This window comes from Sunxiuqinia rutila, from assembly GCF_050589705.1.
GTDB lineage: Bacteria > Bacteroidota > Bacteroidia > Bacteroidales > Prolixibacteraceae > Sunxiuqinia > Sunxiuqinia rutila.
This window is the reverse complement of record NZ_JBNGOT010000007.1, coordinates 77,778-91,272: the sequence shown is the minus strand read 5'-3', so window position 1 is coordinate 91,272 and position 13,495 is coordinate 77,778. Positions and strand designations below refer to the sequence as shown.

Genomic DNA, 13,495 nt, shown 5'->3' with positions numbered 1-13,495 from the left:
TAAAACTTATTGTTCGTTTAACTTCGATTTTAGTTCCGCTACTTCCTTCTGCAAATCAATCAATTGACTTCGCAATTGAGGCAAACGCCTGTAAACCACATAGGTTTTCAGGGCTTGTTCATGATCCATAGCAGGAGCTCCGAGCACGGTACGTCCCGATTTAATATTGTTGGTTACCCCTGACATGGCTCCAATTTTCACCTCATCACCAATGTTCAAGTGTCCGGCAATTCCGACTTGTCCACCAAACATACAGTTTTTACCCACTTTGCTTGATCCGGCAATCCCGACCAAAGCTGCCATGACGGTATTTTCTCCTACCTCGCAGTTATGGGCTATCTGAATCAGGTTATCCAGCTTGGCTCCTTTGCGAATAATGGTTGATCCCATGGTGGAGCAGTCAATCGTTGTATTGGCTCCAATCTCCACATCATCTTCTAATATAACATTTCCAACCTGCGGAATTTTCCTGTATGATCCATCCGGTTTAGGAGCAAATCCAAAGCCATCAGAGCCAATAACCGCCCCCGCATGAATTACACAGTTGGCACCAATGACAGTGCCATCATATATTTTTGCTCCGGCGTAAATGATGGTATTCTTACCAATGGTTACTCCGGAACCAATAAATGTTTGAGGATAGACCTTGACGTTATCTCCAAGGGTTGAGTTTTGTCCGAGGTAAGCGAAGGCTCCAAAATAAACCTCCTCACCAACCTTCGCTGAAGGATCGATAAAAGAGGGCTGCTCAATGCCTTGCTTCAATTTCTTGGTCTGCTCGTACAACTCAAGTAAAGAGGCGAAGGCCTCATAAGGATCTTCTACTCGAATCAGAGTGGCTTTAACAGGCTCTTCCGGTTTAAAATCCTGACGGACCAACACAATTGAGGCCTCGGTTTCGTAAATGTATCGTTCGTATTTGGGGTTAGCCAAAAAAGCCAGCGTACCGGGCTTTCCATCTTCAATTTTCGATACATTGTTAACGCTTACTTGCTCATCTCCCTCAACCGTACCTTGAAGGAAATCAGCGATATTTAGTGCTTTAAATTCCATATTTTTTTTCTTGGCGCGGTGCAAAAATAGGTTTAAATTACTTAACGTCCAATTCTTTCGGGTAACACACAAAATATTTCCTTACCGTTTGCAGCAAGCTTGAAATGTTCACATCTGACGCATCATTGATCTCCTTTACACTCCCGTCTTTCATTAATATATTTATTTTATCGCTTCCCGAAATGTAACCATAATTGCTGATGGAATCACTGATCAGAAAGTAATGCACCTCATCTTCTGTAATCGTCCAGCGCCTCATGATCTGCTCCTTCAATCCCAAAATCGTTTCCGTTGAAAAAGCCGAACTTTTAATTTTAATCCGAAAAAGCTTCCGATTAATGACAGCTCCGGCCAAGTAGGCTAAAATTTGGTCATCATGATGCCGCCACTGTTTCATCGCCAAAATTAAATCACTGTCATCCAGTTCGACAAACAAGTCCAGCAAATTTTTACCGTCTACAAACTGTGCCTGATCAAAACAGTGGCTGGTAATTTTATGCTGAAGAAAAACTTTCAGAGCAGGGGTTGCAAAAACCTCCACCCCACTCATCATCAACTCCTTTGCCCGGCGCAGCACTTTCACCAACATTTGCTCGGCCGACAAAACCGTTTTATGTAAGTACACCTGCCAATACATCAGTCTGCGCGAAATCAAAAACTTTTCAATGGAATAAATCCCTTTGTGCTCAACCACTAAGCCGTCATTGCGCACATTCAACATTTTAATGATCCGGTCTGAGCCAATGGTTCCTTCCGTAACACCAGAAAAAAAGCTGTCCCTGCGAAGATAATCCAGGCGGTCAATATCCAACTGGCTTGCCACCAACTGGTGCAAAAACTTTTTAGGATATTCATTTTTGAAAATCTGAATCGCCATGTCCAGTCGCCCTCCAAATTGCCGGTTCATTTCTTCCATCAACATCAGCGAAAGGCTTTCGTGCGAAATTCCCTCCACCAACGAGTGCTCCAAGGCATGCGAAAACGGACCGTGACCAATGTCGTGCAGCAAAATAGCTGCCGTCACGGCTTCAGCTTCGTCATCGCTAATGTCAACATCTTTCATCTTCAAACTGGAAATGGCCATCCCCATAAGGTGTACCGCACCGATGGCATGCTCAAACCGGGTATGATTCACACCGGGGAAAACGATATTTGAAAGGCCTAATTGCTTAATGCGCCGCAAACGCTGAAGAAAAGGATGCTCGACTAAATCGTAGATAAACTCAGACTGAAGGGTAATGAATCCGAAAACCGGATCATTGATAATCTTCTTTTTATTTGTTTTCAATCCAATAATTACGTTTTCATTAAATGTGTCTTCAACAAAAGTAAAAAACTTTTTCATTCCTGCGCCTAAGCAAGCCTCACGACATACTTCGCAAACACGTAATAACTGACATTCATTAACTTCCACATTTTGAGTTTTGAATTCCTTTTGCTAATTTTGCGCTGACAATTGGAAGATAGACCGTTTGCAGGGGACCAAAAGTCCCCTGTTTTATTAGTCGGAATTTATGATTGATAAAAGTAAAATAACACAACTCATTGAAGATGAACTAAGTGAAGACCAGTTTATCGTTGACCTGGAAGTGACTCCAAGTAACCAAATCAAGGTATCGTTGGATAGCGAGAACGGTATTACAATTGATCACTGTGTTCAAATTAGCCGTTTAGTTGAAGGTAGCTTAGATCGTGAAGAAGAAGATTTTGAATTACAAGTCGCTTCTGCCGGTTTAGGACAACCGCTTAAAGTTTACCGTCAGTATGTCAAAAACATCGGGCAGGAAATGGAAGTCGTCCTGAAAACAGGCGAAAAACTAAGCGGAGAGTTAAAATCGGTCAATCAGGATGGATTTGAACTCGAAACAGTTAAACGTGAAAAAGTAGAAGGCCATAAAAAAAAGCAACTTATCACCCGCCTTCACCGTATAGCGTTTGATGAAGCAAAAACAGTTAAAAACATTATAAAATTCTAAAACGAACGCAAAATGGATACGATTAATCTTATCGATACCTTTTCTGAATTTAAGGACCTGAAAAATATTGACCGGGTCACCATGATGAGCGTTCTTGAAGACGTTTTCCGGAATGTTTTGCAAAAAACATACGGAACAGATGAGAATTTCGACATCATTATCAATATCGATAAGGGTGACTTTGAGATTTGGCGCAACCGTGAGGTTGTGGAAGATGACGACATCGAAGATCCAAATACTCAGATCACACTTACTGAAGCCAAGAAAATTGATGATGACTACGAAGTAGGCGAAGAAGTTACGGACGAAGTTAAGATGAAAGACTTTGGTCGTCGTGCGATTCTGAACCTGCGTCAAAACCTGGCCAGTCGGATTCTGGAATTGGAAAAAGACCACATCTTCGGCAAGTACAAAAGCAAAATTGGCGATATTGTTACCGGAGAAGTTTACCAGGTTTGGAAAAAAGAAATTCTTGTTTTAGATGACGAAGGTAATGAGTTGATCCTGCCCAAAACAGAACAAATCCCTTCCGATTATTTCCGCAAGGGAGATAACCTGAGGGCTGTGGTTTACAAGGTGGAGCTTAGAAATAACAACCCCTTAATTATCTTGTCCCGCACTTCTCCTGTATTCCTCGAGCGATTGTTCGAGTTAGAAGTGCCTGAAATTTTTGATGGACTGATTACCATTAAGAAAATTGTTCGGGTACCTGGCGAACGTGCGAAAGTAGCAGTTGAATCCTATGATGAACGGGTTGACCCGGTTGGCGCTTGCGTCGGCATGAAGGGATCCCGTATTCACGGCATTGTTCGTGAACTGAGAAATGAAAATATTGATGTGATCAATTATTCAGCCAATGTCCAGTTGTTTATTCAACGGGCATTAAATCCGGCAAAAATAACGTCGATCAAATTACACGAAGACATCAAACGTGCCGATGTTTACCTTAAGCCCGATGAAGTTTCTCTGGCCATTGGTAAAGGTGGTTTAAACATTCGTTTAGCAAGCCAACTTACCGGTTACGAAATTGATGTTTACCGGGAAATGGAGACCGATGATGAAGACGTGAACCTGGAAGAATTTGCAGACGAAATTGACGCCTGGATTTTGGATCAGTTGAAATCCATTGGCTGCGACACCGCAAAAAACGTGTTGAGTCTTAGCCGCAATGATCTGATTAAACGAACAGATCTGGAAGAAGAAACAATTGATCACATATTAAAGATTTTGCGTTCCGAGTTTGAATAGTCAAGATCAATCGTTTCATACGATTGGCAGTTAATCAAATTGGATATAGAATTGCATAGTTTTTGCGCAAAATTAAAAAAAAGACAAAAAAACAGATTGGGTATATGGCAATTGGCAAAAAAAGTACGCGACTTAGTAAGGTAGCACGAGAGTTTAATGTAGGAATTAATACCATTGTAGAGTTTCTGCATAAGAAAGGATTTGAAATTGATTCAAACCCGAACTCTAAAATTTCGGAAGATGCATACCAGATGCTCGAAAAAGAGTATAAGAGTGACATCACGCTGAAAAAAGAGTCAGAAAAGATCAACCTGATGAGTCACCGTAGTAAAAACGAATCTATTTCGCTTGAAAATACCGATGCCTCTTCAGACGATAATGATCTTGATGAGGACGAAGAGGAAGTGGAAGAAGTTCGGATTAAGGATATGAATCCGCCTAAAAAGGAAATTCCGAAAGCCAAAGAAAAACCACAGCCCAAGGAAGAAAAAGAAGAAGAACAGGCAAAACCGGAAGTGGAACATCCTAAGGTCCTTGGTAAGATTGACCTGGAAAGCATGCAGCCTAAGAAACGGGAAGGAAAACCTACCGTCATCAAGAAGGCAGATCTGAAGCAAGAAAAAGAAGAAGAAAAGGTAAAGCCAGCTGAGCCACAAAAGGAAGAAAAACCAGTTGAAGCGCCCAAGGCTCAAAAAAGCACTCCGGTTGAACCCAAGCCTGTTGAGCAAGAGAAGAAAATAGAACCAAAGACTGAAAAGATAGAAAAAGAAGAGAAAAAAGCTGAACCGACAGAAGAAGTTCAGACAAATGTTCCTAAAGTTGATGAAATTAAAGTAGTCGGTAAAATCGACCTTTCGTCCATCAACCAAAAAACACGTCCTACGAAGAAGACGAAAAAGCAAAAAGAAGAGGAACGCAAGGAAAGAGAAAAGCAAAAGCGTCAGGGCAACCAGGAACAAGGCAGCAATTCGGATAATGAAATTAAAACCCGCGTTGAAAAACTTGCAGGCCCCAATGTTGTTGGTCGAATTGAAATTAAAAAGAAGAAGCCAGTCGCTTCCTCCAGTGATTCCAACGCGCAAAACGCCAAGAAAAAACGCAGACGCATTCAGAAAGACTCTGACTCGCGCATTACCGTTAACAAACCCGGACAAGCTCCACAAGGACAACAACAGCGTGGACGCCTGTCACAACAAGGTGGAAAAGGAAAGCGCAAAATCATTAAAAAAGAGGTTAGCGAGGAAGATGTACAAAAGCAAATTAAAGATACATTGGCCCGCCTGACTTCAGGAAAACAAAAATCCAAAGGAGCCAAATACCGTCGCGACAAACGACAAGCGGCCAGTGAAAAAGCCACAGCTGCATTTGAACGCGAAAGCGCAGAACAAAACATTCTGAAAGTAACCGAGTTTGTATCGGTTTCAGAACTGGCTACCATGATGGATGTAAGCGTTACCGACGTTATTTCTTCATGCATGAGCCTTGGTTTGTTTGTTTCGATCAACCAGCGTCTGGATGCTGAAACCATGTCCATCGTTGCTGAAGAATTTGGCTTTGAAGTTGAATTTGTCAGCGCCGACATTCTGGATGGCGTTGAAGAAGACGACGAACCCAACGAAGTACACCCAAGGGCTCCGATTGTTACCGTAATGGGACACGTTGACCACGGTAAAACCTCATTGCTTGACCACATTCGTAACGCCAACGTAATTGCCGGAGAGGCCGGGGGTATTACCCAGCACATCGGCGCTTACCACGTTACCTTAAAAGATGGTCGGGTAATTACCTTCCTGGATACACCGGGTCACGAGGCCTTTACCGCCATGCGTGCACGTGGTGCGCAGGTTACTGACATTGCCATCATTATTGTTGCGGCTGATGACGACATCATGCCCCAAACCAAAGAAGCCATTAACCACGCCCAGGCAGCGGGAGTACCCATTGTTTTTGCCATTAACAAGATTGACAAGCCGGGAGCTAATCCGGATAAAATCAAAGAAGGGTTGGCAAACCTGAACTACCTGGTTGAAGAATGGGGTGGGAAATACCAAAGTCAGGACATTTCAGCCAAGCATGGTACCAACATGGACGAACTTCTGGAAAAAGTATTGCTGGAAGCTGAAATGCTGGAACTAAAAGGAAATAAAGACAAACGAGCTACCGGAACCATCGTGGAATCATCACTGGACCGCGGACGCGGTTATGTGGCCACTGTGCTTGTTCAAAACGGAACCTTGCACCAGGGAGACATCATGCTGGCCGGCAAATATTACGGACACATCAAAGCCATGTTTAACGAGCGTAACCAGCGAATTGAATCCGCTGGCCCATCAGAACCGGTTATTATTCTGGGACTGGACGGAGCGCCACAGGCAGGTGATAAATTCAACGTTTTTGAAAACGAACGTGAAGCCCGTCAAATTGCTACCAAGCGTGAGCAACTTGCACGTGAGCAAGGATTACGTACGCAGAAACACATTACGCTGGATGAAATCGGTCGCCGGATTGCGATTGGAAACTTCCAGGAATTGAACCTGATTGTAAAAGGTGACGTGGATGGTTCTATTGAAGCACTTTCTGATTCGTTGATCAAACTGTCAACTGAAGAAATTCAGATCAATGTTATTCACAAGGCAGTAGGTGCCATTTCTGAATCAGACATCATGTTGGCTACGGCATCCGATGCCATTGTAATTGGCTTCCAGGTGCGTCCGAGCGTACAAGCCCGTAAGCTGGCCGAGAAAGAAGAAGTGGATATCCGCTTGTACTCCATTATTTACGATGCGATTAGCGAAATTAAATCAGCGATGGAAGGCATGCTTTCGCCTGAGATCAAAGAAGAAATTTTGGGAACCGCAGAAATTCTGGAGACCTTCAAAATCACCAAAGTTGGTACAATTGCCGGTTGTATTGTCCGCGATGGCAAAATTCAACGCAACAACAAAGTACGACTTATCCGCGATGGAATTGTGATTTACACCGGAACACTCGGATCATTGAAACGTTTTAAAGACGATGCGAAAGAAGTTTCAAAAGGCTATGAGTGCGGATTGAACATTGAAGGATACAATGACATTAAAATTGGCGATATGGTGGAAGCTTTCCACGAAATTGAAGTTGCCAAGTCGCTATAAATAATCGATTGAAAAGAATTAAAAATCCGGCCTCCCAGCCGGATTTTTTTTGGCTTAATATTTCGTGTAGACTTGTAATACACAGCAAAAGTTAGGCGTCCGTCAAGCTGGAAACTTAATTATTGAATCGATTTCGGACATACTCCCATTCACTAATTTCTTTGAATTTGTCAAAGCTTTCGATAGTCGATGGATGTTGAAGAAGAGACTCAACACTAACCTCTGGAATTTCTGTTTCTGCAAGACCATTTTTAATGAAAATAAAATTGAAGCCCATTTCATTGGCGCCAACAAGCCGATACCCTTTTTGACGGGCCAAGTTTCTCATGGCTATCGGCGAAGCGCCATGATAAACTGGATGTTTCCCCGGAAATAAATAATCCGGATCATAGGGGACTACAATATCTTCATAGCCAAATTCATTATGCGTTTCAATGATGACCACTTGCGGACTAATAATTTCAAGAGCATCCCAAATCCAATAATCATTACCATCAATATCAATAGATAGCAATCCTACTTCTCCGCTAAACCCTGCATTTTCAATAACTTGGTTAATATTATCTTTTAACACTTTCACGCAAACAAACTTTGGCGAATAGTTCCAAGGATGAGGATATTTAGAATAAAATTTTTGCCCTCGTTCTATTGCGTTTTTATTACCATCAATGAACAGCCCATGCCATCCAAAATTGAAGTGCAGGTTGGCACAATTGCTATTTACCCCATCGTCTGAACCAATTTCGATAAATGTTTTATTATCCATCCCAATTACTGAGAAAATAAAAAGCAGTTTGCCATCCTCCTCAAACTGGGAAAACACCCGAAACCCGGTTTCTGCAAGTTTAGGAATGTTCTTCTTCTTACAATCCTGATAATAATGAAATAAATGCCGTTGACTGATTTGTGTCGATGGATATAAACGATTCCTGATTTTCAATATCAGGAAGTATTTTTTCAACAAATTTTTGATCAGGTTTTTCATTTTCTATTGGAGTTTTAGTCAGGTTACAGACTAAAGATAGTAATGATCATAAAATAAGAGCAAAGAGGTCCTTACAGATTGTTAGATTTTCCCCAAATTTAGCCCAGTATCTTCACCGTTGCATTGGCAAAGCTTATCTCTTAGCTCCATAAGCAAAAAATCCCCGAAGAAATTATTCTCCGGGGATCGGTACTATCTTGATTGCGCCGTCAGGCACAACTGTTTTTGTAAAAAATGAATTATGCTTCCAGCATAGCCTGGTAAGCAGCAGCATCCATCAGCTCGTCCAATTCAGCCGCATCCTTAATCTCCACTTTAATCAACCAGCCTTTTCCATAAGGATCCTTGTTAATCAGCTCGGGCTCATCCTCCAATTCGGTATTGAATTCAAGAACTTTACCCGCAACAGGCATAAACAAGTCCGAAACCGTTTTTACGGCTTCAACGGTTCCAAAAGTTTCCGCTTTATCCAGCTCTTCTCCTTCTGTCTCTATTTCAACAAACACGATATCACCCAGTTCTCCCTGAGCAAAGTCAGTGATACCTACGTAAACAACGTTTTCTTCAACACGAACCCATTCGTGTTCTTTGGTGTACTTTAAGTTTTCTGGCAGATTCATAATGCTAACTTCAATTGTGATTTCTTCAAAAGTAATACATTTTTTGCAAACAGAAATCGAACAAAAATCAGCCTTCGTGTTTTTTAAAATGAAGTTTATTTAAATTTGCTGCAATCAAGAAATTAAAACCATGTTTTCAATCCAAATTAACTCAGTTCAAGAGCTTCCCCAAGCGGCCGAAGCATTTCTCAAGCATTTCCCGAATGAGCGGCTATTCGCCTTTTACGGAAAAATGGGAGCCGGAAAAACAACCTTAATCAAAGCCCTGTGCCGGGCACTGGGCTCAACCGACCCGATTACCAGTCCAACCTTTGCATTGGTTAATGAATACAGTACCGCCCAAAATGAGCGCATTTTTCACTTCGACTTTTACCGCATAAAAAATATTGAAGAAGCACTGGATATTGGCTTTGATGATTACATTTACAGTGGTAAATACTGTTTTATGGAATGGCCTGAAAATATTGAAGCACTGCTTCCTGATCAGGTTATAGCGGTCAATATTGAAGTGCTGGACACAGACGCGCGAAAGATCACAACGAATAAGCTCTGATTCTTTTTGAATTATTACATATAAAAGAGTAAATTGAGCCATTAACTTTGTCGGGATGACTGAAAAAGAGCAACAATCGGAGATTAAATCCTTACTTCTGCCCAAAGAAGAAATGTTGGAAATACGACGCAAAGGCAAGCGAATTACCATTGGCATTCCATCTGATTTTTCAAAAATTGAATACCGGGTACCACTCACCCCCGAAGCTGTTGCCCTCCTGGTTTCCTACGGCCACGAAATTTACATTGAAAAAGATGCCGGCAAGGCAGCCAGTTACTCTGACAAAGAATACCGCGAGGCCGGAGCCATGGTGCTTGACAAGCGAGAGGAAATTTTCCAGTGCGACATTATTATCCGGGTAGCCCCTTTTGATTCAGATGAAATTGACCTGCTGCGTGGTCAGCAAACCCTGATTTCGAACATGCACCTGAGCAACCATTGCCAGGAAACGGTACAAAAACTGATGAAAAAGAAAGTAACCACCATTGCCTACGAGTACATGGAAAACGAGGATAAGTGCTTGCCTGTTGTTCGTTTAATGAGCCAGATTGCCGGTTCAACGGCCATCACCATCGCCAGCGAATATTTAAGCAACTCGAGGAATGGTAAAGGGGTTTTGCTCGGATCGGTTACCGGCATTTCTCCTACCGAACTGGTTATTCTCGGAGCCAAAACGGCAGCCGAATATGCTGCCCGTGCAGCGCTGGGCCTCGGTGTTACCGTTAAGGTTTTCGACGACAACATGTTCCATCTGCAGGAACTTGAAGACCGCCTTGGTCAGCGAATTTTCACTTCGGTGTTATATCCTAATGTGCTAAAAAAAGCACTGCGATCCGCTGACGTTGTGCTAGGAGCCATGTCTTTTAACTCCAACACTAAGTTTCAGGTCTCTGAAGAAATGGTCCGCGATATGAAGGATGGGTCTGTCATTATTGATCTCAACATTGACCAAGGCGGATGTTTTGAAACCAGCATGCCAACCACCCTCAAAAACCCGACCTACATCAAACACGGCGTTATTCATTATTGCGTACACAATATGGCTTCGATGGTGGCACGAACCGCTTCCATTGCGCTTAGCAATGTACTAACTCCTATCATCATTACCGTTGGGGAAATTGGAGGCATGCAAAATTACATTAAAAGCTCAACCGGAATCCGAAGAGGGGTATATATTTACAACGGCATACTAACCAATAAGGATCTGGGCAGTAAGCTGAATATTCCGAGCAAGGATATTGATTTGCTGCTGGCTATTTTCTAGCCTTTCACCAAAATAAGCATGGACAGCGGCGGAACAGATACGTTTTTGTCCAGCAAGCAGTCTATTCCATTCAGTTCAATCTCGTCTTCACGGGCAATCACCTCCCAGTTATGCTGATCTAACTCCATATTAGTCGCAACCCGCTTGGCATTAAAAATTAATTGAATCGTTTTCCAGCCAAACGGATTGGGATAATCCAGGATAGAATAAGCTAAAACGCCCGGTTCATAATTCTCCGAAAAGTGCAGATGCCGTCGAATTTCATCAGCCGAACGCATGCGAAAAGCAGGAACAGCCTTCCGAAGCGCTAGCAATTTTTGAAAATAGGCAAAGATATCCCCAAAACGCTCCTTGAGTTTCCAGTCAATTTGGTTGACTGCATCAGGTGATTTATACGAGTTATGGTTGCCGCCTTTACTTCGGCAAAACTCACTTCCGGCATGCAAAAATGGAATTCCCTGCGAGGTAAAAATCAAGGCAGCGGCCAACTTTTGCATTTTCTTCAACTGTTCTTCCGAGGCATCCGGACAGCTTTGGGTGAGCTTATCAAACAGGGTGAAGTTGTCGTGACACGACACATAATTCACGCACTGCCAAGGCTCTTTAGCCCAAGCCTCATGCGAACTTTCCACATAACTGTACACAATCCGTGGATGATGACAAGCCGCCACAACACCAAACTTAACCGCTTCCTCATTGAGCGTGCGTCCGTTTACGAAGCCCTGGCTTTTGGCATCAAAGTTATTGCCCTTGATCGCATCACGCATATCGTCATTAAAACAGGCAATTCCATTCAACTTTGCAACCTTGCGCTTTACCGCCCGGTACTTTTCATCCATCGGACTGTAGTCTGCAGCCCAACCTTCGCCATACAGCAGCATTCCCGGACGTAATTCATCCAGTGCCTTCCGAATTTCGTTCATGGTCTCCAGGTCGTAAATGCCCATCAGGTCAAACCGAAACCCATCCAGGTGAAATTCCGAAGCCCAGTATTTCAATGAGTCAACAATGTACTTGCGCACCATGGCTCGTTCTGTCGCGACCTCGTTACCACAACCGCTGGCATTCGAAAAGCTCCCATTGCTTTTTTGCCGGTAATAATAGCCGGGTACGGTTTGGTTAAACCACGACCTGCGGGTATAGCCTGTGTGGTTATAAACCACGTCCATCACCACCCCAATTCCGGCTTTGTGCAAAGCCTGCACCAGCTGCTTAAACTCAGTAATGCGCGAAGTATCATCTGGCTGGCTGGCATAACTTCCTTCCGGAGCATTAAAATTAAGCGGATCGTAGCCCCAGTTGTACTTCTTTTCCGGATAATTCTCATCAACAGTGAAAAAATCGAATACCGGCAACAGGTGGACATGGGTTATTCCCAAACTTTTTAGATGATCAATCCCGGTTGCTGCTCCTCCGGGTGTTTCCGTATTTTCTTCGGTAAAAGCCAGAAACTTTCCCCTATGTTTCATGCCCGACTCCGGGGACATCGAAAAGTCACGGACATGCAATTCGTACAAAACGGCATCAACGGCAGGTATTGGAGCAATCGGCTGGTCGTTTTCCCAGCCTTGGGGGTTTGTTTTCTTCGGATCAAAGATCAAGCCTCGCCGCCCGTTTACGCCAACTGCACGGGCGTCAATACCGGGCGTTTCACTCAGCCAGGAACCATCGTTAACCTTAAGGGTGTAAAAAAGCCCTTCAAAAGCTCCCTTCAAACTCAGTTGCCAAACGCCATCGGCCTGCGGACTCAGAAATTCGCGCCGGATCGTCCGTCCGCCAGTGCTGTTTTGATACAGTTTCAGCTCAACTTGTCGGGCAGTTGGCGCCCATACTTTCACCTGCAAGTTTTCTTCCGAATACCGCACTCCCAGATCATCTCCTCCGTAGTAAGGATAAGTTGAAAAGTCGATATGGTTAAACTTCCAGCTTCTCATTTATGAAAACAAGCTTTTTCGTAAGGTGATGAAAGAGGATGAATAACTTTTCCCTTTGGTATCCTGAAGCTGAACTTTGGCCCAGAAAAAACGCTTCAGCTTTCGGTCATGATCGTAGAAAACACTTAAGTCAATTCGAAGCTCATGGGTTTTTCCGGCTTCCAAGAACAGCGGATAAATCTCGTATCGGTTGATGCCTTTCAATTTAAATTTCCGCTTCGACCATAATTTGCGGAAACTCAAAACAGGCGCTTCCAGGTCAATATCCTTCTTGCTTCTATTTTCCACTCTCAAGGTAAGAACCGTGGGCCGGTATTTACGATCTTTCAATAAATTTATTTTCAATTTGCTCCGGGAAACTGAACCCGGCTTACCTTTCTGTGACGTGCCCTTAAAAAAGAACTTTTGAATGAAGTAATAGACAATCGGCAAGGCCACCAGAATTCCTAAAAACCACAGTAACTTATACCCTGCCGGTTGAACTTCATTTTGAGCAAACACCCCAGCCGGAAGTAACAAAAGCATGCTAAAAAATAATTTCTTCATGTTTTCAATTTAAGTATGTAAAAATAGCAAAGTCCTGCAATTAATAACGGACTCAGAAGTTTTACCAACTAAATTGTCTACCGAAAAATACTTTTGCCCCAGTTTCGATGCTTGTGTCCCCCAAAAAGTTGAAGAGCAGCATCAGTCCTTTTCATACCGCCTCCTTCTCTTGGGGTTGTTGT

11 protein-coding genes are annotated in these 13,495 nt (G+C 43.1%); 5 read left to right on the top strand and 6 right to left on the bottom strand.

Annotated elements, in window-relative coordinates; translation table 11 throughout:
• Nucleotides 1-6: 6 nt before the first annotated feature.
• Both lpxD and ACRD6K_RS10465 read right to left on the bottom strand, forming a co-directional pair.
• Complete coding sequence (gene lpxD, locus ACRD6K_RS10470) at nt 7-1,053, bottom strand: UDP-3-O-(3-hydroxymyristoyl)glucosamine N-acyltransferase (protein WP_430973221.1); 1,047 nt, start codon at nt 1,051-1,053, stop codon at nt 7-9.
• 37 nt (nt 1,054-1,090) lie between these two features.
• Entirely contained in the window at nt 1,091-2,398 is a 1,308-nt protein-coding gene (locus ACRD6K_RS10465; protein WP_430973220.1) for an HD domain-containing protein, read from the bottom strand.
• Between the two features lie 169 nt (nt 2,399-2,567).
• Here ACRD6K_RS10465 and rimP point away from each other — a divergent pair, with 169 nt between their 5' ends.
• From rimP to infB, 3 genes are all read left to right on the top strand, one after another.
• Nucleotides 2,568-3,029, top strand: coding sequence for a ribosome assembly cofactor RimP (rimP, locus tag ACRD6K_RS10460; protein ID WP_430973219.1), 462 nt, complete (start codon nt 2,568-2,570; stop codon nt 3,027-3,029).
• Nucleotides 3,030-3,041: 12 nt separating this feature from the next.
• On the top strand, nt 3,042-4,277 hold the full coding sequence (gene nusA / locus ACRD6K_RS10455; RefSeq protein WP_299580944.1) for a transcription termination factor NusA: 1,236 nt from the start codon (nt 3,042-3,044) through the stop codon (nt 4,275-4,277).
• Nucleotides 4,278-4,381: 104 nt separating this feature from the next.
• Nucleotides 4,382-7,411 carry a translation initiation factor IF-2 gene (gene infB / locus ACRD6K_RS10450; RefSeq protein ID WP_430973218.1) on the top strand — a complete coding sequence of 1,010 codons (3,030 nt, stop codon included), beginning with the start codon at nt 4,382-4,384 and terminating at the stop codon, nt 7,409-7,411.
• A gap of 115 nt (nt 7,412-7,526) precedes the next feature.
• Here the strand turns inward: infB and ACRD6K_RS10445 are convergent, their stop codons facing one another.
• Both ACRD6K_RS10445 and gcvH read right to left on the bottom strand, forming a co-directional pair.
• Nucleotides 7,527-8,396: a hypothetical protein gene (locus ACRD6K_RS10445; protein ID WP_430973217.1), complete on the bottom strand. Its 870-nt coding sequence runs from the start codon at nt 8,394-8,396 to the stop codon at nt 7,527-7,529.
• 239 nt (nt 8,397-8,635) lie between these two features.
• Nucleotides 8,636-9,016, bottom strand: a complete 381-nt coding sequence (gcvH, locus tag ACRD6K_RS10440; protein WP_299580950.1) for a glycine cleavage system protein GcvH — start codon at nt 9,014-9,016, stop codon at nt 8,636-8,638.
• Nucleotides 9,017-9,146: 130 nt separating this feature from the next.
• Here gcvH and tsaE point away from each other — a divergent pair, with 130 nt between their 5' ends.
• Nucleotides 9,147-9,569, top strand: coding sequence for a tRNA (adenosine(37)-N6)-threonylcarbamoyltransferase complex ATPase subunit type 1 TsaE (gene tsaE, locus ACRD6K_RS10435; protein WP_430973216.1), 423 nt, complete (start codon nt 9,147-9,149; stop codon nt 9,567-9,569).
• 55 nt (nt 9,570-9,624) lie between these two features.
• Nucleotides 9,625-10,833, top strand: a complete 1,209-nt coding sequence (locus ACRD6K_RS10430; protein ID WP_299580956.1) for an alanine dehydrogenase — start codon at nt 9,625-9,627, stop codon at nt 10,831-10,833.
• Here the strand turns inward: ACRD6K_RS10430 and pulA are convergent.
• Nucleotides 10,830-12,767 (bottom strand): type I pullulanase, encoded by a 1,938-nt coding sequence (gene pulA / locus ACRD6K_RS10425; RefSeq protein WP_430973215.1) that lies wholly within the window; start codon nt 12,765-12,767, stop codon nt 10,830-10,832. The genes ACRD6K_RS10430 and pulA overlap by 4 nt on opposite strands.
• Nucleotides 12,768-13,313 (bottom strand): hypothetical protein, encoded by a 546-nt coding sequence (locus ACRD6K_RS10420; protein WP_430973214.1) that lies wholly within the window; start codon nt 13,311-13,313, stop codon nt 12,768-12,770.
• Nucleotides 13,314-13,495 lie beyond the last annotated feature (182 nt).